The organism is Cutibacterium nasicola, from assembly GCF_051303185.1.
In the GTDB taxonomy this organism is placed as follows: domain Bacteria; phylum Actinomycetota; class Actinomycetes; order Propionibacteriales; family Propionibacteriaceae; genus Cutibacterium.
Genome location: NZ_JBPPGE010000001.1, coordinates 315,610 through 336,349 on the forward strand (window position 1 = coordinate 315,610; position 20,740 = coordinate 336,349).

Here is a 20,740-nt window from a genome sequence, read left to right on the forward strand (position 1 = left end):
CATGATCACCCTCGACAACGTCACCTTCACCCGCCCGGACGGCAACCGTCGCGTCACCGCCTTGGAGAGTGTCAGCATGCACGTCGCCAACGGTGAGGTCGCCGTCATCACCGGACCGTCCGGATCGGGCAAGTCAAGCCTCTTGGCCGTCGCCTCCACCTTGGCTCGGCCTGACTCCGGCACCATCCTCATCGACGACATTGACGTCACCGGACTCGACGACGCCGACGCCACCGAACTTCGCAGGAAGAAGATCGGCATCGTCTTTCAGCAATCGAACCTCATCCCCAGTCTCGACGCCGTCGACCAGCTCGTCATGATGGGAGAACTCGACGGTGTGCATCGCTCCACCCGCGGCGAGCGCCTCAGACAGGCCAAGGAGCTCCTTGACGCCGTCGGCCTGACCAACCACATGCACAAGAGGCCGGCGCAGATGTCAGGCGGACAGCATCAGCGAGTCAACATCGCGCGGGCCCTCATGAACGATCCCAGCGTGCTGGTCGTCGACGAGCCGACCAGTGCCCTGGACTCCCAGGCTGGCGCCCGCATCATCGAACTCGTGGTCAAACTGACCCATGAGCACGACACCGCCACGCTGCTCGTGACGCACGACGAGGAGCTCATCGGGCATGGCTCCCAGCACCTGAAGATGCTCGATGGACATCTCATCCAGGTGCGTGGGGCCGGCGACGTAGAGCCGTCACGCAACGGCTCACACGCAACTCGTGGCGGTATCGGCGCGTGGCTCAGTCGGTTGGGGCTGCTTTTTCAAAGGTCGCGGTGTCGATGACAAAGCGGAACCTGACGTCTCCTGCAACAACTCGGTCATACGCCACGTCGACCTCGTCGACGCCGATCTTCTCGACCCAAGCCCCCAGATGGTGCTCGGCACAGAAGTCGAGCATCTCCTGGGTCTGCGGGATACCCCCGATGTTGGATCCTGCGAGCACCTTGGAACCGTTGATGAGGGAACCGATCGGCAGCCCCAGCTCCTCCGGGGGCAGTCCGACACAGGCCATCACGCCGCGCGGCTTGAGCAGCCTGAGGTAGGACTTGAGGTCGATTGGGGCGCTGATGGTGTTGAGGATGAAGTCGAACTCGCCGCGGTGATCGCGGAAGAAGTTCTCGTCACTGGTCGCCAGGGTGCGCGTGGCTCCGAGCTTCTCGGCGAGTTGGGCTTTGCGGAGGCTGCGCGACAGGACGGTGACCTCAGCCCCCTTCGCCGCAGCGATCTGCACGCCCATGTGTCCCAGGCCACCTAGGCCCAGAACGGCGGCCTTGTCGCCGGGGCCCACGTTCCAGGTGGCGATGGGCGAATAGGTGGTGATTCCGGCGCACAGCAGCGGAGCCGCCTCCATGAGGTCCAGGGAGTCGGGGATACGGCAGACGAATCTCTCGTTGACAACGACCTTCTGGCTGTACCCGCCTTGGGTGATGGTGCCGTCGACGTCGCAGGAGTCGTACGTTCCCACGCACCCGTTGAGACAGGCCTGTTCCTCCCCTGCCTCGCACTGCTCGCAGTGGCCGCAGGAATTGACCAAACACCCAACCCCTACCCGGTCGCCGGGCTGGTATTTCGTCACCTCGGAGCCGGCAGCCTCCACGACGCCGGCGATTTCGTGCCCGACGGCGAGCGGAAAGTGTGCCTGACCCCACTCGTTGCGGATGGTGTGGATGTCGGAGTGGCAGACTCCTGCCGCCTTGATGGCGATGACGACGTCGTCCGGGCGCGGATCTCGCCTCTCGATCTCGACGACCTTGAACGGCTTGTCCGGGCCTTCCTTCTGGAGAGCCTTGACGGTGATGGGCATGAGTACACCTCCTGAGTGATCCCCAGTGCCGATCCTTGACACTGACGTCACCAGAATATTGCGAATCAGCCTGTGAAGCTGCCGAGGAGCACAATTCAGGGGCGCGTACGGGCCAATCAATGGGTACACCCATTACCTGATGGTGGGCGATGCGGGGTTCGAACCCGCGACCCCTTCGGTGTGAACGAAGTGCGCTACCACTGCGCCAACCGCCCGCGCTGGAGAAACTATGCCAGAAGCGGGAGTGCTTGTCCAAGTCGACGGGCCGTCATCCACAAACATCACGGACCCAGATGACTGACGTCATCCAACCGGCTGATGACGTCTGATCTGCGTCCGTGTGTGGTAATCAGGGTTCTGACACACCATCATGCAACACACGGTGGCAGCAGACTCGATCAGCAACCGAATTACCACCTCGACCAGCCCCGATCAGGCACCCTCAGCCCATATCCCTCACATCAGAACCTGGATCAACAATCATCAGGGGCCGGCGGCGGGCACGTCCGTCCCCCGAAGCGCGACACGCCGATGGACTACATACTCTGACGAGGGGGTACGCACGTCGTTGGCGCGAGTGTCCCATCCCGATTTGCATTGCCAACGAGGCATCCTCTAGAGTTCTTTTTCGTCGCCCGGCGGGAGCGACAAGGAGCGAACACCCTTCGAGAGCCGCCGGAAAACATGCGGACGTGGCTCAGTTGGTAGAGCATCACCTTGCCAAGGTGAGGGTCGCGGGTTCGAGTCCCGTCGTCCGCTCGGAGAGGTCTTTCGGACCTATCCACGTGGTGGAGTGGCCGAGAGGCGAGGCAACGGACTGCAAATCCGTGTACACGGGTTCAAATCCCGTCTCCACCTCGGGCGGTTGGCGCAGTGGTAGCGCGCTTCCCTGACACGGAAGAGGTCGCCAGTTCAAACCTGGCATCGCCCACCACGAGGTCGACCGACGTACGTCGGTCGACCTTTTTGTTATACCGACCGTTTCTCCCTGCGCCCGAGACCTGTCCAGGTGAAGCGGTGACGCTCGCAGTCACCGCTCATGTGATCCATGTCTTGAGGGACTGGATGCACACCGGTTCACAGAGACATTTTCGCCAATTCGGCGGATCTACTTCGCTAGGGTAAACGCGACGTGTCGGACCTGTTGTCCTGGTAGTTGGGAAAGGGAGTGCTCAGATGGCTGCGCCAGTACTCGACCTCGTCCTCCCCGCGATGTCCGAAGCCTCTGCGACTCTCATTGGCCAGAGGCTTCGGCAGCGAATGTCTCATCTCCACCCGCACATCGAGTCGACGGTCAGTTTCGTCCCGGAGAAAGGCGGTTGCAAGGCTCCTCGCAGCAAGCCGTCGTGGAGTGAGCTGGTCTTGGTCCCCATCAATGTCACTCACCTCCATTCCAGCCCACCGCAGCTGGCTCGCCATGCCGAGGACATTCGTCGGAGTCATCCGGACCTGGCCATCCGCGTGGCCCGCCCCACCGGCCCGACCCCGGCCCTGCTCAACCTCGTCGATGCGCGTCTGCGACTGGCAGCCCATCGCGTGCACGCTCAGGAATTGGATGTGCTCATCCTGTCGGTTTCGGACAGTGGAGATCCGCGGGGCGCGGCCATGCTTTCCAAAATGACGCGCCTGTGGTCCCAGCACCACCACCTCCCGGTTCACATTGCCACCAACAGTGGCGGCGCCACTGACGTCGAGGAGGTTGTCGCCCATCTTCGCCGCGAGGGTCGTCGTCACATTGCGGTGGGAAGCCTGTGGATCTGCGATGACGAGACCTTCCGCGCCCACACTCACAAGGCTCTTCATGCTGGCGCAGAGGTCGTCTCCGCACCTTTGGGAGACGATCCGGTCCTCGCAGCCCTTGCCTTCGAACGGTACTGCTCGGCCGCCATGGGCTTGGTTTCCGGGCCGATCGGTGACGAGGTCATCTCCGAGTAACACCCCCTTCGACGCACCACCGGCCCGGACAAGTGTCCGCGCCGGTCTCATCCGTCACGCGTTGCTGAGGCGCTCCTTCTCCTTCTCGACATCGAAGTCGGCGGGAGGCCAGGTAAGCTTCATGGAGCGCATCGTCTCCAGCAGAATGCGTCCTACCGCCCAGTTGCGATACCACTTGTGATCCGAGGGGATGATGTACCAAGGTGCAACGTCAGGATTGCACTTGCCGAGTACGTCGTTGTAGGCGTCCATGTACTGGGGCCACTTCGAACGAGTATCGAGATCTCCGGGGTCGTACTTCCAGTACTTGGCAGGGTTGTCCAGACGGGCCTGCAGCCTCTCCTTCTGAGTGTCCGGGGAAATGTGCAGGAAGCACTTGATGACCTTGTAGCCGTCAGCAGCCAGTCCGAGCTCGAACTCGTTGATGAGGTCGTAGCGCGCCTTCCAGACCTTCTCCTCGACGAGGTTGTCGACCCTGGCGACAAGGACATCCTCGTAGTGGGAGCGATCGAAGACGCCGAGCATGCCGGGCTCGGGCAAGGCCTTGCGCACGCGCCACAAGAAGTCGTGCTTGAGCTCCTCGTCGGTCGGAGCCTTGAAGCTGTGGTGGTGAATTCCCTGCGGATCAACCAGCCCGAAGACGTGGCGGACCACTCCACCCTTGCCAGCGGTGTCGAGGCCCTGCAGGACGACGAGCACCCGACGGGCCTCCTCAAGACTGCTGCGGCCGCGGGCGAACAGCCTTTCCTGTAACTCCGAGAACTCCTCAGCCATCGGTTCGAGCTCCTTGAGAGTCGCCGTCTTGTCACCCGGGGCCTCCGGAGTTGCGCCGGTGTCGATCTTGTGGACGTCGACCGGGGGTTGCGGGCAGCGCAGCACGTCGGACAGTTGAGGGGAGCCTTTGACCATCGGTGTTCGTCCTTCCTGGGTTCTTGTGCCTCCATCCTGCCGTGACCCGGCGGACTCGGCGCGGGAATGACCCCCACCGAATTACCGTTTCACTCAACACGGAACCGGTGAGATGCGCCGGGCTGAAGGAGATCATGACCGACAAGCACGCCACGTCGCCAGACCTGCAACCGCGCCTCGTGCTGGCCTCTGATCAGTGGCGTCAGCGTCGACGCCCACGCACGGAGGTCCGGTGCGCCCGCGGCGACTCCCACCTTGGACACGTTTTCGCTGGTGAGGGTTTCGACACCCCAACCGACCTGAGGTACTGCATCAATTCGATCTGCCTCGATCTCTAGTCGACAGAAACTGACAACTGACGGCCACCTCGCGGTGAAATCCCTCAACCCGAACAGTTCCGACCAGGGATATCACCGTGTGCGGCGCGTCGGGAGAGCACCAGGTATGCCGATTCCCATAGCCTGAAGAGGTGATTCGGCAGATGTATCCGGTGGATTTCGAAGAGTTGCGTTCCCGAATCCTCGAGTATTCGTGGTCAAGCAAGCTCGAGGTTCACGAGATACCCGCTCCTACCCGCATCTCGCCGTTCTCGGTGGCGATCGAAGGATCCGTCGTCATCACCGGTGACGACTTGGGAAGCGGACGTCTCATCCTGCTCCACGATCCCTCGGGCTCCGAGGCGTGGCAGGGAACGAGCCGATTCGTCGCCATGATCCGTGCTGAGGTCGATCCGTCGATGGCTTCAGACCCTCTTGTCGGCAATGTCGCATGGTCCTGGCTGACCGACTCCCTCGACACCCACCACGCGATCCATCATGCTGAGGCTGGCACCGTCACCTCCGTGGTCAGCCGCCCGTTCGGGCAGCTCGGCGCCGACCCGGAGTCGAATCACATCGAGGTGCGTGCCTCATGGACACCGACATTCTCAACTGCCGAGGACGTCGACTCACATGTGGAATCATGGAGCGACCTCTGCCTGCTCTCTTGTGGGGTCTCCCCGATCCCTGACGACATCGCCGCGATTTCACCACGCCGGGCGAAACTCGCGTGACCGATTATCCCGTCCTCGCAGAGCCTCGGGAAGGCGTACCGCCGGTCGTCGCTTCTCCCGAGGCTCTTCGCCGTACGTGCCAGGCGCTCCGGGACGGCCACGGTCCCATCGCGATCGACACCGAGCGGGCCCATGGTTTCCGTTACAGCCCGCGCGCCTACCTCATCCAGTTGCGCCGTGAGGGATCCGGCACTCACCTCGTCGATCCCGTCGCCCTCGACGAGACAGACGGTTTGAAGCCCCTTGCCGATACCCTCGCCGGGACACAGTGGATCCTCCATGCCGCTACTCAGGACATGCCATGCCTGGCGATGGACGGTCTGCGTCCTGACGACCTGTTCGACACTGAGTTGGCCGGACGCCTCCTCAACCTTCCTCGCGTCGGTTTGGGACCGATGGTCGAGCACTACTGCGGGGTGACCCTGCTCAAGGAGCACTCTGCCTCCGACTGGTCTCGACGTCCCCTCCCCCGTGGCTGGCTCGTCTACGCAGCTCTGGACGTCGAGCTCCTCAATGACGTTCGCGAACAGGTCATCGCCGACCTCCAAGACGCTGGGAAGGACGAGTGGGCTCGTCAGGAGTTCGCCCACCTCGTCGACGTCGCCACGCAACTGCCGAGCGAGGCGCCAGGGGTCGATCCGTCACGCTGGCGCAGGATCAGCCACATCGGTGACATTCGCAGCCGATCCGGGCTACAGCTGGCACGCGACCTGTGGCTGGCACGCGAGAACCTCGCTCATGATCTCGACATCGCTCCGGGCAGGCTGCTGCGTGACGAGGCCCTCATCGCGGCTGCCAAACGCTGCGACCGCACCGTCAACGTCGACGCAGAGAAGCTCCTGTCCATCAACGGATTCCATCGCGGCCAGGCCAAGAAACATCGCCAAACCTGGGTCGATGCGATCAACCACGCCCGCAGCGTCCCGCCGAAGAAGTACCCGCAATTTCGGCAACAGTCCTCAGCAATCCCCCATCCGCGATCCTGGCAGCGTCACCATCCGCAGGAGGCTGCCCGCTGGGTGGCCGCCAGACCGGCCGTCAACGAGGTGGCCGTCGACCATGACCTCCCACCGGAAAACCTCTGTTCCCCGGCATGGTTGCGGCAATTTGCATGGCAGCCACCACACGACCTCTCCGTCACGGGGATCAACGCCTTCTTCGCAGATCTGGGCGCCCGGCCGTGGCAGCGCGAGATCCTCGCGACTCTGCTCAGCGGGGTGATGGCCGAGCTGTGATCAGCCCCTCAAGAGCTGAGAATGTCAGCTCACTGGCAGTCAAGCTGGCTGGCCAACCGGGTGACGGTCTCGGCGATCCCCTCAGCGCTCAGGCCCAGCTCAGCCATGATGGCCGACCGCGAGTCGTGGTCGAGGTAGCACTGCGGAATACCGAGGTTGCGCATCGGGCGCCAGACGCCACGCTCTGACAAGGCGTCAGCCAGATGGGAACCGAGTCCGGAGACGACCAACCCGTCCTCTGCACTGACGATGGCACGAGCCCTTGAGGCCTCGTCAAGAAGCTCCTCACAGACCGGGAGGGACCACCGGGGGCTGACGACTCGTACCGGGAGATCGAGGCTGTCTGCTGCCTTCAGGGCATCGGTGCACAGCTGACCATGTGCGACGACGAGGATGCCGTCCTCCGGTCCGTCGCGCAGGATGTCCAGGCCATGGTGGGAGGACACCGCGGGGATGTCGTCAGGCATGGGAGCCTTCGAGTACCGGACGACGGTGGGCCGGTCATCAATGTCGACGGCCTCGTCGAGTACCGAGATCAGATGCTGACGGTCACGAGGCGCCGAGAGCATGAGGCCGGGCACGATCCCGCACATCGCCATGTCCCACATGCCGTTGTGAGAGGCGCCGTCGGTGCCGGTGACTCCGGCCCGATCCAACACGATGGTCACACCGGCATGGTGCAGCCCCGCATCCATGAGGAGCTGGTCGAAGGCCCGGTTCAGGAAGGTCGAGTACAACGCGACGACCGGGTGAAGACCGGCCGCAGCCATGCCAGCCGCCGCGGTCACCGCATGCTGCTCGGCAATTCCGACGTCGAGGACCCGCTCCGGGTGGCGCGCGGCAAACGGAGCCAGTCCGACCGGGTGGAGCATGGCAGCAGTCACACCGACGACGTCGGGACGCCTTTCCCCCAGCTCGAGCATGGCACCGGCAAAGGCCTGGGTCCACGAGGCACCACCGGCAGCCTTGAGGGACTCCCCCGTCTTGGGATCGATCTGCCCGACGGCGTGGAAGTGGTCCTCCTCGTTGGCCTCAGCGGCAGCAAATCCCTTGCCCTTCATCGTCATGACGTGGACGATGACGGGATGCTCATAACGCTTGGCCAGTTCGAGGGCGCGCTCGAGGGACGAGACGTCGTGGCCGTCAACCGGACCGAGGTACTTGATTCCCAGGTCCGAGAAGATTCCGTTGCCGATGAGGGCGTCCTTGACACCGGCCTTCGCCGCGTGCATGAGACCGAAGACCTGCTTACCCAGCGGCTTCTCGGTGACGTGCCGCTTCATACGATCGAGGGCTTCCTCGTAGTGAGGATCGGTGCGAATGATGGCGAGCTGGTTGGCCAATCCGCCCACCGTCGGGGTGTAGGAGCGTCCGTTGTCATTGACGACGATGACCAGACGCAGGTCCTGCTGGTCGGCGATCGAGTCCAGGGCTTCCCAGGCCATACCGCCCGTGAGAGCACCATCGCCAATGACTGCGACGACCGTACGGTCCTCGCCACGCGAGAGGAATCCCCTGGCAATGCCCTCAGCCCAGGACAAGGAGGTGGAGGCATGCGAATTCTCCACCCAGTCATGGGGTGACTCGGACCGGCTCGGGTATCCGGACAACCCGCCACGCTGACGCAGCTTGTCGAAGCCAGCGGCACGCCCGGTCAGGATCTTGTGGACGTAGCTCTGATGACCGGTGTCGAAGATGATGGGGTCATGAGGTGAGTCGAAGACCCGATGGAGAGCAAGCGTCAGTTCGACAACGCCGAGGTTCGGCCCCAAATGGCCACCAGTCCGCGAAACGTTGTCGATGAGAAAGGTACGAATCTCTTCGGCGAGGTCCTCGGCCTGCTGGGTGGTGAGTTCCCTCACGTCGTCGGGGCAGCCGATGTCATCGAGAAGAGCCATACGTGCCATCTTAGGACGTGTCGCCAGGGCGACGACCCGCTTTGCGCTCCGACTCACCTCACGGCCACTGTCTGGCTTCCTTCCTCGCAACTGGAAAAGCCTTGAAAGGGCCAGGATGCACGAAGGTTCGGCATGCCACGAGGGTGCCGGGCCAATCCCCCACTACCGCCCCCGGAGAGGAGGAATGGCCCGGCAGATCATGGGGACTCAGGCGCGCACGGCCTTGAGGACGAGAGGCAGGTCCTGACTCAGATCGGCGTTCCAGCAAGCCCAGTCGTGGCCGCCGTCACACCTGAACCCGCCGTAGGTACGGGTCGTGTAACGGATGTAGGTGTGAGGAACCTGGCGAGCAGCAAGCCGCGCGTGCAAAGCCGTCGTATTGGCCCCGACAGCAGTTTCAATGGCCATCGCACCTCGCTTACCGATACCCAGCCCGGTGCCCGCGTACAAGGCCAGACGCGTGCCATCGCGCTGAATCCTGGCAAGCTTGTCGGCGCCTTGGGTACTGGACGGATTCGCCTCGACGAGAGCCGTGTTGGCCCGCACCATCGGACCCCAGACCGAGTCAAGCTGATACCCACTCTTGACGAGCTGCTCGGCCACGGTGGCCCTTACCGAGGCGCTCTCGATGTCGACGCCACCCGAGTAGGCCGAGACCGAGGAAAACATCTCTGGACGTTCCATCGCGTAGTGATAGGCACCGTACCCACCCATCGAGAGCCCGGCAATGGCGCGATGCTTTCCTGACGCCAGGGTACGGAAATTCGCGTCGACGAAGGGAATTGCCTCGTCAAGGTGGTGGTGCAGCCAGTCGGCGTCGCCACGCGATTGGTTCGCCCAGTCGGAGTACCAGCTGACCTTACCACCCTCCAACGTCACCGTGATGAGGTCAGCATCAGCAGTGATCTGCTCTGCTTGGCCCTGTGTGCGCGATTCATCGGTCCAGTCACGGACACGGCCGCTGCCACCGCCAGGAAGCAGGTAGAGGACGGGGTAGTGCTTGTCGGGATGAGTGGCGTACCCGGCTGGCAGGGTGACGCGGACGGCCATCTGGCCATCGAAGGTCTGTGCAGAATCGATCGACGGAGTTGAGTAATTGATCTGCCAGGTACGCTCCAGGCCCGAGACCTTCGTCACGGAGGTGACATTGACGCCCCTCGCATCACGAATCTGCGTGTCATGGATCTGTCCGAGGGCTTCTGGACGCGCCGCCGCAACGCCGTGGGCTGGGGAGTCGGAGGTGGCCTGTGCAGCGTGGGCTGTCGTGGGCGTCAGTGCCAAGGCACCACATGCCAGTGCGGTGACAACGGTTCGGGTGAGTCGTCCCATCGGTGTTTCCCCTCGTCGTCGAGATCTTTGAGCCTGTTCTGTCGTCACTGTAGTGACCACAGGGGTCACGGGGGCGAGGGTCGTCACACGGGCTTCAGGCCGTCTCGAGGGCACCCGCCATGTCGCCGTCACTCTCCTGCCTTGGCGCGATTCCTCAGGGGACGGCGAACGGGGGTGGGAGCGACGTCGTTCCCACCCCCGATTGAACGCATGCGTCAGTGCCGAGCCATGTTCCTCAGCACGTACTGCAGGATGCCTCCGTTGAGGTAGTAGGAGCGCTCTCCCGGAGTGTCGATGCGGACGACGGCGTCGAACTCGACGACCTTGTCACCGTTGACAGCCTTGACGTGGACTGTCCTCGGTATCGTCTCGTTGATCTTGTCGACACCAGTGATCTCGAAGGTCTCCTCACCGGTCAGACCGAGGGAATCGGCCGACTCACCCGCCGGGAACTGCAACGGCAGGACGCCCATACCGATGAGGTTGGAGCGATGGATGCGCTCATAGCTCTCAGTGATGACGGCCTTGACGCCCAACAGCTGGGTACCCTTCGCGGCCCAGTCACGGGAGGATCCGGATCCGTACTCCTTACCACCCAGGACGATCAACGGGATCCCCTGCTCGCGGTAGTTCACCGAGGCGTTGTAGACCGTGGTGACGGGGCCGTCGACCGTGGTGAAGTCGCGGGTGAAGCCCCCCTCGGTGCCCGGAGCGAGCTGGTTGCGTAGACGGATGTTGGCGAAGGTGCCACGCATCATGACCTCGTGGTTGCCACGGCGGGAGCCATAGGAGTTGAAGTCGCGGCGTTCGACACCATTGCCGGCCAGCCACTGACCCGCCGGGGAGTCGGTCTTGATATTGCCGGCCGGGGAGATGTGGTCGGTGGTGACCGAATCGCCGAGCCTGAGCAACACACGGGCGCCGGTGATGTCACCGACCGGGTCGGGCTCAGCCTTCATCCCGTCGAAGATCGGCAGCTTACGGACGTAGGTGGATGCGGGATCCCACGCGAAGGTCTCACCCTCGGGGGTCTCCAGCTCCTTCCACCGCGGGCCACCGTCGAAGACGTCGGCGTAGCGCTCGGAGTACATCTCGGCGGAGATGGACGACCCGACGATCTCCTCGATCTCAGTGGTGGAGGGCCACAGGTCGGCCAGACGGACCTCGCGACCATCCGGGGTGGTGGCCAGGACGTCGTTGTTGAGGTCGATGTCCATGGTGCCGGCGATCGAGTAGATGACGACCAGGGGCGGGCTGGCCAGATAGTTCATCTTGACGTCGGGGCTGATACGCCCTTCGAAGTTGCGATTGCCGGACAGGACGGCCGTGACGGCCAGATCGTTCTCGTTGATGGCAACCGAGACCTCGGGGATGAGTGGTCCGGTGTTGCCGATACAGGTGGTGCATCCGTAGCCGACCAGCTCGAAGCCCATGGCAGCGAGGTGCTCGGAAAGTCCGGCACGCTCGAAGTAGTCGGTGACGACCTGAGAGCCCGGTGCCAGCGAGGTCTTCACCCACGGCTTCGGCGACAGACCCAGTTCGTGGGCCTTCTTGGCCACCAGCCCAGCGGCAATCATGACGCTGGGGTTCGAGGTGTTGGTGCAGGAGGTGATGGCGGCGACCGTCACGGCACCATTGCGTAGCTCGAAGGAACGTCCGTCAGCCAGGGTGACCGGAATCGCGGCGCCTGGATTGGTGGTGTAGTCGGGAACCGTCTTCTCGAAGGTTTCCTTCGCCTCGGAGACGAGGATGCGGTCCTGCGGACGCTTCGGGCCAGCGACCGAGGGCCTGACCGTCGAGAGGTCGAGCTCCATGTACTCGGAGTAGCGGGGCTCACGATCCGGGTCGTGCCACATGTCCTGAGTTTTGGCGTACGCCTCGACGAGCTCGACCTGGGCCTCGTCGCGACCAGTGAGGCGCAGGTAGTCCAGGGTGACGTCGTCGATCGGAAAGATGGCAATGGTCGAGCCGTACTCCGGGCTCATGTTGCCCAGCGTGGCGCGATTGGCCAGCGGGACGGCGGCGACACCGGGGCCGTAGAACTCGATGAACTTGCCCACGACCTTCTGCTCGCGGAGCATCTGGGTGATCGTCAGGACGAGGTCGGTGGCAGTGACGCCGTCAAGCAGCTCCCCGGAGAGCTTGAAGCCGACAACGCGCGGAACGAGCATGGAGACGGGCTGGCCGAGCATGGCGGCCTCGGCCTCGATGCCACCCACCCCCCAGCCGACGACGCCGAGGCCGTTGACCATGGTGGTGTGCGAGTCGGTGCCGACGCAGGTGTCCGGGTAGGCAACCTTCTTACCGCCCTCATCACGGACGAAGGTCACACGGGCAAGGTGCTCGATGTTGACCTGGTGGACGATGCCGGTGCCCGGCGGGACGACGCGGAAGTTCTCGAACGCAGTCTGGCCCCACCTCAGGAACTGGTAACGCTCGCGGTTGCGCTGGTACTCGATGTCCTTGTTCAGCTCGAAGGCCTGCGGGGTGCCGAAGCGCTCGACGATGACGGAGTGGTCGACGACCATCTCGGCGGGCGACAGCGGGTTGACCTTGCTGGGGTCACCACCGAGGTCGGCGACGGCCTCGCGCATGGTGGCCAGGTCGACGATGCAGGGCACGCCAGTGAAGTCCTGCATGATGACGCGGGCCGGGGTGAACTGGATCTCCGTGGACGGCCGGGCTTCGGCGTCCCAATGTCCCAGATCGGTGATCTGCCCGGCGGTGATGTTGGCACCGTCCTCGGTACGCAGCAGGTTCTCGAGCAGAACCTTGAGGCTGTACGGCAGGTTGTCAGAACCGTCAACCTTGGTGATGTCGTAGATCTCGTAACACTGGCCGTCGACGTCGAGGGTTCGCCTCGCGTCGAAGCTGTTGACACTCATGTGGACTCCTGACTGGTCGATGCGGATGTCATCATCTCGCGTCGAGCTCCACCACCGCGGCAGAACAAGATATCTTGATATCAAGATATCTTGTTGCGAGGCAGGCCCCAAGTTAGGTTCGACTAAGTAGAAGAACGATCCCACAGACCCACCAGGCCCTGTCGGTATGCTCACGGCATCACAACCCGAGGCACATTGGCCGTTCCGGCCGAGACGAGCCACATTCGTCCGTCCGCGTTCACGCCATTACCATCGGGGCTCAACGGTCGCACCAGTCGAATCCGTGGCCAAGATGTCGAACCAGATGTCAGATCCATACACATTGAGACCAGCGCATACATTCCCGGTGTTCGAGCAATGATCCTGCATCGCCGCACGTCAGACGCGGTCCCGAAAGTCGACCGACGACAAGAATCAGATCCATCCCAGGTGATGTGGAAGATGGCGCACACTGTGTACTCGTGTCAGCAACGCACCACTGCGTCACCAACTCCAGGCCTGCAGCGAACCTTGGGTGCGGGACAGGTCCATCCCATGGATCAGCCAAGCCCCTCAGAATCGGAGCACAACTCACCGTCACCTGCCGCCTCGACCGCACGCGGAGGGGTGGTCTGCTTCTCCCTCTCCCGCGCAGCCTTCCTGTACCTCGCGAGCTCGCCGCGCAGGGCGTCATCCCCCATGACGAGGTACACCAGCCCGCAGTCCTGAGGACCAGTGACGTAGAGCTGGCACAGGCTACAAGGATCTCCCGGACGCAGCGGACACATCGGAACAGGATCTGCCATCTCAGATCTTTGGCTCCAGGATCGCCACGGCCTCAACGTGATGAGTCATCGGGAAGACGTCGAGCGCACGGATCGAACGCGGCACATATCCGCCGACGTCGAACAGGTGCAGGTCACGGGCCAGCGCGGCCGGATCACATGCGACGTGTGCAATCGCCCGCGGTGACGTTCGCGTCACCGCTTGGACGACGGCCTTACCCGCCCCCTTGCGCGGGGGATCCAAAACGACGAGATTCGCCTTGGCCTTCATACGCGGCAGAACCCGTTCCACACGCCCAGCAGTGAAGCGCCCACCGGGGACATTTCGTCGTGCCAGCGCCACCGCCTGACGTGACACCTCTATGCCACGGACGCGAACCCCATGATCTGCAAGCAGGCCTGCGAAGAGTCCGACACCGCAGTACAAATCCAACGCCTCGTCGCCCTGATGGGGATCCAGTCCACCTAGCACGGCGTCGGCCAATGCCTCGGCTGCCCCGGGATGGACTTGCCAGAAGCCACCGGCGCCAACCTTCCAACGCCGCTCACCCACCTGAGTCGTCATCGTCTCGCCGCCGGCAATGAGCTGACCATCCGCGATGACGCTCACCTGCGGATCCTCGGTGAGGCGGCTGGTCACCATGACGATCGCCTGTTGGGCCGCGCGGCACGCTGACTCGGCAGCCGGACGCCCAGCAGGGTGTGCGATGGGGCAACCACCTTCAGGCACCTGCACCAGGTCGTGACTGCGATGGCGTCGCAGAGCGGGACACCCATTGAGGCTGCGATACTGCATGCGTGTCCGCCAGCCCAGGCCGTCGGAGGAACCGTCAACGGCCTCCACAGTTCCAGTCCACTTGATGCCGGCGATACGGTTGAGCTGTTCAGCAATGACCCGACGCTTGAGCTCGCGCTGGAACTCGACGTCGACATGTTGGAAGTCGCAGCCACCGCATACCCCCGCGACCGGGCACGGCGGATCGACGCGATGCGGGTCAGCCGACACAACCTTGACGGCCTGCCCGAACCAGTGCGAGACCTTCGAGGTGTCGGTCAGTCGAACTCGAACCTTCTCCCCCGGCAATGCGCTGCGGACGAAGACCACCCTGCCGTCCAGACGCGCCACGCAGTAACCACCGTGGGCAATCTTGCCCATGACAAGGTCGAATTCCTCGACCGGGGACGCATCAACAGACTCATGCACCCGCGCAAGTCTAGGACCCACAGTGGTGCCGCGTCCGCGCGACTGGGACGTTGATGGGCCTCAAACCCCGTGATTCAGGGGTGGGCCAAGCCAGGTTCGCGAGAAGCTGATGTCGAGGCACGACTGCAATGCCTCGTGGTGAACGTCATCACGAGGAAAGCACCCCGATATCAGTGGCGGGGAGTGATCGTCGCGCTGGGATCTCGCCACGACCGCGGATCGTTGCGCTTCCAGCGCCTCTCCAGAATCGCCGAGCTGCGCAACTGGTACGGCACCGACGAGATGAGCACACCCGGCATGAAGTGCAGCCGCGCTCGCACCACGAGAGCCATTTGGTTGTGCAGGAGGTGTTCCCACCAGTGACCGACGACGTACTCAGGAATGAACACCTCGACCATGTCGCGCGGATTCTCACTGCGGATACGACGGATATGGTCGATGAACGGGTTGGTGATCTCGCGATATGGAGAAGCGATGACGCTGAGGGGAATGTCGATGTCCTCTTCGTCCCAACGCTCCAGCAGGCGGTCCGTGGCGTCGGGGTCGACGTCGACGATGACGGCTTCCAAGAAGGTCGGCACGGTGGCCTTGGCAAACTGAATCGCCCTCATCGTCGGCTTGTTGAGGTCCGAGATCATGATGACCGCGTGGACCCGCGACGGCAGGGCACGGTCGGACGAGCTGTTCAGCTCCAGCTCCTGAGCCACCGAGTCGTAATGCTTCTTGATCCCCGTCATGAGGACGTAGACCACAGCCATGGCGATGAGCGCGAGGTAGGCGCCGTGGATGAACTTCGACGCCAGGATGATGATCAGAACGACACCAGTTCCCACCAGGCCGATGCCATTGATGATCCGCGAGTGCTTCCACCTGCGGCGCTCCTTGACCGAGGCCGAGGTGTCTGTGCGAAGCAGCCGCGTCCAGTGACGCATCATGCCGGTCTGGCTCACCGTGAAGGAGATGAAGACGCCGACCACGTACAGCTGGATCAACGCCGTCACCGAGGCATTGAAGACGAGTACCAGGATGATGGCGCCGGTGGCGAGCGTCAGGATGCCGTTCGAGTAAGCCAGACGATCGCCACGGGTGTGCAGCCGACGGGGCAGGAATCCGTCACGGGCGAGGATCGAGCCCAGCACCGGGAAGCCGTTGAAGGCAGTGTTGGCAGCCAGGAACAGGATGATCATCGTACAGACGATCATGATGTAGAAACCCGGCTTGAAGGAGTCGTAGAAGACGGTTCGGGCCAGCTGACCGACGACCGTCACCTGGTCCTTGACAACGTTTCCGTGGGTGTCGACGAGATGGGACTCCCCTGTTGTGTCGAACATCTTGACGCCCGTCAGATTGGCCAGGATGAGCATGCCCATGAGCATCGAGACAGCAATTCCGCCCAGCATGGCCAAGGTGGTGGCGGCATTCTTCGGCTTTGGTTCGCGGAAAGACGGCACACCGTTGGAGATGGCCTCGACACCGGTCAGAGCGGCGCAACCGGAAGAAAAGGTACGCGCCATGAGGATGACGAAGGCAATACCGACCAAGCCGGTGTACTTCGGCGCCCCGACGACCGTGCAATCAGCGGTGGGGGCACGCAGCTCGTCACCCAGGACGAGAATCCTCGTCAGACCCCAGATGACCATGCAGATCACCGAGACCATGAAGGCATAGGTTGGAATTGCGAAGAGAGTTCCCGACTCCCTGACGCCGCGAAGGTTCATGGCTGTGAGAATCGCGATGATGACGGCAGCGGCAAACCCTTCGTGACCGGCAAGATCGGGGATCATCGCCTCAGCGTTCTGGATGCCCGACGACACCGACACGGCCACGGTCAAGACGTAGTCCACGAGCAGCGCACTGGCCACGACGAGCCCGAACCGCGGACTGAGGTTGGCTGTCGCCACCTCGTAGTCACCACCGCCGGACGGATACGCATGCACCGTCTGGCGGTAGCTCATCACGACGATGAGCATGACGAGGGCAACGGCAATGCCGATCTTCCATGAGAATGCGAATCCGGCAGCACCTGCCAGCGACAGGGTGATGAGGATCTCGTCAGGGGCGTACGCCACGCTCGAGAGAGCGTCGGAGGCGAACACCGGTAGTGCGATCCGCTTCGGCAGGAGGGTCTCACCCAAAGCACTGCTCTCGAGTTTGCGCCCGATGAGCACCCTCTTGACGGCTTGGAAAACCTTCACGGCGGGTCACTCTACTTGCGTAGGACATCGTCGGCACCTTGCCGGTAGCCTCGAGACCGTCAGGCCAGCAAACGCCTCGGACAAGACAGTCAGACCGGGACGCGGCACAATGGCCCCGACAACCACGACACGGATGGGTGCCACCGCCACCCAGGAGAGGGGTCACGTGCACATCGTCATCATGGGATGTGGCCGAGTCGGATCGAGGTTGGCCATCCTGTTGGAGAAACGTGGCCACGACGTGTCGGTCATCGACATTGACGACAACGCCTTCCGTCGGCTTGGCCCCGACTTCAAGGGACAGACGGTCAAGGGTGTCGGATTCGACCGCTCGGTGCTCGAGAAGGCCAGTATCCGCGAGGCTGACGGCTTCGCTGCCGTCTCCAACGGCGACAACTCCAACGTCTTGTCAGCCCGGGTGGTCCGCGAAGAGTTCGGAATCGACAACGTCGTGGCGCGCATTTTCGACCAGGGACGAGCCGAGGTGTACGAGCGGCTCGGTATCCCGACGGTCGCGACCGTGCGCTGGACTGCCGACCAAGTGCTGCGAAGCCTCATGCCGGAGGGGTCTGAGCCTGCCTGGCGTGACCCGTCCGGTCAGGTCCGCCTCATCCGCATCAACACCCACACTGACTGGGTCGGGATGAAGATCTCCACCATCCAGGACCGCATCCACACCCCACTGCCGTTCCTGTTGCGGTTCGGTCAGGGCATGGTTCCTGACGCCGCCACGTTGCTGCAGGACGGCGACGTCGTCTATGCGGCCGTCGAGGTCGAGCGCATCACCGAAGTCGAAGGCCTGCTGGCCAAGCCACCGGTCAAGCGCTGATCGCACCCACAGCGCCACTCACCTGAGGCAAGGAGAATCGTGAGAATCGTCATCGTCGGAGCCGGTAACGTCGGCCGATCCATTGCTCGTGAGCTCACTGCTCATGGACACCAGATCCTGCTCATCGACAAGAATCCCAACGCCATGAAGCCGGACGCCGTTCCGGAAGCCGAGTGGTTGTGTGCAGACGCCTGCGAGTTGGCTACTCTCGAGGAGGCTCGCCTCGACAGCTGTGACATCGCCATTTCGGCCACCGGTGACGACAAGGTCAACTTGGTCCATTCGTTACTCGCCAAGACAGAGTTCGGCGTTCCCAGGACAGTGGCTCGCGTCAATCATCCCGGCAACGAGTGGATGTTCGACCAGGTGTGGGGAGTCGACGTTGCAGTGTCGACCCCGCGGCTCATGGCGGCACTGGTTGAGGAGGCCGTGACCGTCGGTGAGTTGGTGCGCCTGTTCACCTTCCAGAAGGGACGAGCGAATCTCGTCGAGCTCACCCTGCCGGACAATTCGCCGCGCGTGGGGGACCGCATCCGCGACATCTCGATGCCCGGAGATGCGGTGTTGGTTGCCATCATCCGCGATGGTCAAGGACGTGCCCCGGAGCGCGAAGCAGCCCTTGAGGCTGGCGACGAGTTGCTCTTCATGGTCTCGCCGAACTACGAGCCCGACCTGGTCGATCTACTGGCACCTCGCTGATCAGCGGATCCGGATTCTCACAACCCCGGGACTCGGCCCCAGGGTTTCCTGTGTCGGATCACTCTCGGCTGATAGGCCACCTAGCGTGGCCTCCCTGCTCCACTTCGTGTTCCCCCTTCCCCTTTTCCCGCCTTTCCCCTTGTCCGTCCGTGTGGTGGTAATTCCGGTCGCCTGTGGGGCTGGCACCATCTGTCGTGGCAGCGGGGCAGCTCGCATGCAGGATTGCCACGATGGTGGGGGTGGCAGTGACCGGGAAAACAGTGGGGGTGGGGCCGTGGTACCCACGGTGGTGGGGCTCCCCCCTTGGATGTTCGTGGTGATCACGGTTATGAGTGCCGGTGGTGCAAGGACTCGTAGCAGAGGTGCCCACAGTTGCGAAACGGGCCGACCGAGACCAGGGTGTTTGACCAGAACTGGACAGGTGAGAGCCCTTCAAGACTTCCTGGACCACTCCTGGGGTGGGCCGTGTCCACCGCTACAACCCGCCTGCCGGGGCCCACCGTTCCCAGTCGTGGCAAAACCGGTGACAACTTCACCAGTTACCACCCCACACGACACCAAGCCCCGCCAACACCCACATCACCACACCAACAATGACCAAGCCCACAAGGCACGGGAAGGACGACGCGGGGTAAGCAGGAGGCCGACACAGCCGTGAAGGACATTGGCAAAACGTAGGCGCAGGATCAGGTTGCGGCAGCAGTATCGGGAAAACAGGTACTAAACGGTGAGAAGAGGTACTCGCAGTAACCAGAAGCGCGAGGATGCAACAACATCAAGGAGACGACAGAACCACGCCGCGTACCCGTGTCGGCATTAGACTTCCGCCCCGGCAAGGATTCGGCAATCCTGAAATCCTCCACCGAAACCGTCCCCTAGTCGGAAGCTCGCCCTCAGTCAGGAAGAACGGTGTACCTGGGATTGTAAATCACCCGGCGACCATCGGCCTCAGTAATCATCCCCTCAACACTGATCCTTCGTCCGGCACGCAAACCGGGAATGCGACGTCGGCCCATCCAGATAAGCGTGACCGCACCAGTGCCATCGCGCAGCTCTGCTTCGAGCCAACGATTCGTCCCACGCGGGTTGAGGGTCAGCACCTCGATCCGCCCCTGGAGGGCCGCACGGGAACGCATCTTGGCCTCGGCAATGGTCGAGACCCCGGCGTCAATGCTGGAACGCTGCAGGTCGTCATCGGCAAGGTCCTCATTGGACGCCGTGAACCGGTGCAGGGCTCGCAGAAGCATCGACTCGCGGGGAGCGCGAGGACCGGTGCTTTCGGTCATGATCAGGACTCCTCCGGGCGTAGCCCCTCAGGAACCTTCAGCGGGATGACGTCACCGGGAACACGCGGGCTGTCGTCACGACGCACCACAAGATTGCAGAAGAACTCCAGCAGCAACTGGCCTGTAGCGTCGAGCTTCTCCCCGAGAGCCGACTCGCCCATGAGCACACCGCGCAGCAACCAGCGCGGTCCCTGAGCCAGCCACGTGCGCGAGACGTGGTAGCCGTCCTCGCCGTCGGGGCCTTTCATCGGGACGATGCGACGCAACTCGGCACCCATCGGACCCGAATCGACATTGGCCTCGCCACCCTGAGCAGCGGTACCCCGAATCATCTCCTCGTGGACCTCGTCAATCATGAGTGTGGAGGCAGGGGCTGCGAAGAGGGCCACCTCAATGGCGGAATTTCCCTGAACGACGAGCAGGCTCTGCACAGCACCAGAGGTCTGATCCAGCTGGATTTGCATCTGCATGTTCTCGAAGGGAGTGACGATGAGGGACCCGAAATCGATGCGCTCGAAATCGTCAGCATCGAGGTCGACCTCATCTATGTCGAAGGGGCCGTCCTCGCGGTCGAGGTTGATCCGGTAGGAGGAAGTGTCCTTCTCCTCGTCGGACTCGTCCTCCCCGGTGGCCTCGAGCTCCCCGTCGATGACCTCATCCGTCTCGACGTCGTCGTTGCGCTTCTTGCGACCGAACATTGTGTCCTTCCT

At 63.1% G+C, this 20,740-nt stretch carries 16 protein-coding genes, 4 tRNA genes and 1 pseudogene; 10 read left to right on the top strand and 11 right to left on the bottom strand.

All coding sequences use genetic code 11. The features are described from left to right. The first annotated feature begins 1 nt into the window (after position 1). The gene (locus ACSJJT_RS01485) at positions 2–790 is read left to right on the top strand and encodes an ABC transporter ATP-binding protein (RefSeq protein WP_435916616.1); all 789 of its coding nucleotides are present in this window, start codon (positions 2–4) and stop codon (positions 788–790) included. Here the strand turns inward: ACSJJT_RS01485 and ACSJJT_RS01490 are convergent. Beyond that, complete coding sequence (locus ACSJJT_RS01490; protein WP_435916617.1) at positions 747–1,811, bottom strand: NAD(P)-dependent alcohol dehydrogenase; 1,065 nt, start codon at positions 1,809–1,811, stop codon at positions 747–749. The two genes, ACSJJT_RS01485 and ACSJJT_RS01490, sit on opposite strands and share 44 nt — an antisense overlap. A gap of 140 nt (positions 1,812–1,951) precedes the next feature. Then, positions 1,952–2,026, bottom strand: a tRNA-Val gene (locus ACSJJT_RS01495). A 471-nt stretch (positions 2,027–2,497) separates the two neighbouring features. Between ACSJJT_RS01495 and ACSJJT_RS01500 the strand changes: the two genes are divergently transcribed. From ACSJJT_RS01500 to ACSJJT_RS01515, 4 genes are all read left to right on the top strand, one after another. After that, positions 2,498–2,570: transfer RNA gene (locus tag ACSJJT_RS01500), tRNA-Gly, on the top strand. A gap of 28 nt (positions 2,571–2,598) precedes the next feature. Continuing rightward, positions 2,599–2,669 (top strand) — tRNA-Cys (locus ACSJJT_RS01505). A gap of 1 nt (position 2,670) precedes the next feature. Next, positions 2,671–2,745, top strand: a tRNA-Val gene (locus ACSJJT_RS01510). Between the two features lie 242 nt (positions 2,746–2,987). Further along, positions 2,988–3,746, top strand: coding sequence for a sirohydrochlorin chelatase (locus tag ACSJJT_RS01515; protein WP_435916618.1), 759 nt, complete (start codon positions 2,988–2,990; stop codon positions 3,744–3,746). 54 nt (positions 3,747–3,800) lie between these two features. Here ACSJJT_RS01515 and ACSJJT_RS01520 read toward each other — a convergent pair whose 3' ends face one another. Beyond that, the gene (locus tag ACSJJT_RS01520) at positions 3,801–4,655 is read right to left on the bottom strand and encodes a PPK2 family polyphosphate kinase (protein ID WP_435916619.1); all 855 of its coding nucleotides are present in this window, start codon (positions 4,653–4,655) and stop codon (positions 3,801–3,803) included. A 212-nt stretch (positions 4,656–4,867) separates the two neighbouring features. On the opposite strand from ACSJJT_RS01520, the pseudogene ACSJJT_RS01525 reads away from it, so the two are divergent. The 3 genes and pseudogenes from ACSJJT_RS01525 to ACSJJT_RS01535 form a co-directional block, all read left to right on the top strand. Further along, a pseudogene (locus tag ACSJJT_RS01525) lies at positions 4,868–4,993 on the top strand (peptide-methionine (R)-S-oxide reductase); the annotation flags it as partial. A 143-nt stretch (positions 4,994–5,136) separates the two neighbouring features. Then, positions 5,137–5,706: a DUF3000 domain-containing protein gene (locus ACSJJT_RS01530; RefSeq protein ID WP_435917015.1), complete on the top strand. Its 570-nt coding sequence runs from the start codon at positions 5,137–5,139 to the stop codon at positions 5,704–5,706. Next, the gene (locus ACSJJT_RS01535; protein ID WP_435916620.1) at positions 5,703–6,941 is read left to right on the top strand and encodes a ribonuclease D; all 1,239 of its coding nucleotides are present in this window, start codon (positions 5,703–5,705) and stop codon (positions 6,939–6,941) included. The genes ACSJJT_RS01530 and ACSJJT_RS01535 overlap by 4 nt, the downstream gene beginning before the upstream one ends. A 29-nt stretch (positions 6,942–6,970) precedes the next feature. On the opposite strand, the gene dxs is transcribed toward ACSJJT_RS01535, so the two are convergent. The 6 genes from dxs to ACSJJT_RS01565 form a co-directional block, all read right to left on the bottom strand. Beyond that, positions 6,971–8,839 (bottom strand): 1-deoxy-D-xylulose-5-phosphate synthase, encoded by a 1,869-nt coding sequence (gene dxs / locus ACSJJT_RS01540; protein ID WP_435916621.1) that lies wholly within the window; start codon positions 8,837–8,839, stop codon positions 6,971–6,973. Between the two features lie 207 nt (positions 8,840–9,046). Beyond that, the gene (locus tag ACSJJT_RS01545; RefSeq protein WP_435916622.1) at positions 9,047–10,168 is read right to left on the bottom strand and encodes an alpha/beta hydrolase; all 1,122 of its coding nucleotides are present in this window, start codon (positions 10,166–10,168) and stop codon (positions 9,047–9,049) included. A gap of 215 nt (positions 10,169–10,383) precedes the next feature. Continuing rightward, positions 10,384–13,053: an aconitate hydratase AcnA gene (gene acnA / locus ACSJJT_RS01550; protein WP_435916623.1), complete on the bottom strand. Its 2,670-nt coding sequence runs from the start codon at positions 13,051–13,053 to the stop codon at positions 10,384–10,386. Between the two features lie 539 nt (positions 13,054–13,592). Continuing rightward, positions 13,593–13,838: a DUF6767 domain-containing protein gene (locus ACSJJT_RS01555; protein WP_435916624.1), complete on the bottom strand. Its 246-nt coding sequence runs from the start codon at positions 13,836–13,838 to the stop codon at positions 13,593–13,595. 1 nt (position 13,839) lies between these two features. Next, entirely contained in the window at positions 13,840–15,021 is a 1,182-nt protein-coding gene (locus ACSJJT_RS01560) for a class I SAM-dependent RNA methyltransferase (RefSeq protein ID WP_435916625.1), read from the bottom strand. Positions 15,022–15,191: 170 nt separating this feature from the next. Beyond that, entirely contained in the window at positions 15,192–17,216 is a 2,025-nt protein-coding gene (locus ACSJJT_RS01565; RefSeq protein WP_435916626.1) for an APC family permease, read from the bottom strand. Positions 17,217–17,349: 133 nt separating this feature from the next. On the opposite strand from ACSJJT_RS01565, the gene ACSJJT_RS01570 reads away from it, so the two are divergent. Together ACSJJT_RS01570 and ACSJJT_RS01575 are read left to right on the top strand one after the other, a co-directional pair. Beyond that, positions 17,350–18,045, top strand: a complete 696-nt coding sequence (locus tag ACSJJT_RS01570) for a potassium channel family protein (RefSeq protein WP_435917016.1) — start codon at positions 17,350–17,352, stop codon at positions 18,043–18,045. Positions 18,046–18,084: 39 nt separating this feature from the next. Beyond that, positions 18,085–18,744, top strand: a complete 660-nt coding sequence (locus ACSJJT_RS01575) for a potassium channel family protein (protein ID WP_435916627.1) — start codon at positions 18,085–18,087, stop codon at positions 18,742–18,744. Between the two features lie 893 nt (positions 18,745–19,637). On the opposite strand, the gene ACSJJT_RS01580 is transcribed toward ACSJJT_RS01575, so the two are convergent. Further along, entirely contained in the window at positions 19,638–19,991 is a 354-nt protein-coding gene (locus ACSJJT_RS01580; protein WP_435917017.1) for an OB-fold nucleic acid binding domain-containing protein, read from the bottom strand. Positions 19,992–20,032: 41 nt separating this feature from the next. Continuing rightward, the gene (locus ACSJJT_RS01585) at positions 20,033–20,728 is read right to left on the bottom strand and encodes a DUF3710 domain-containing protein (protein WP_435916628.1); all 696 of its coding nucleotides are present in this window, start codon (positions 20,726–20,728) and stop codon (positions 20,033–20,035) included. Between the last annotated feature and the right edge of the window lie 12 nt (positions 20,729–20,740).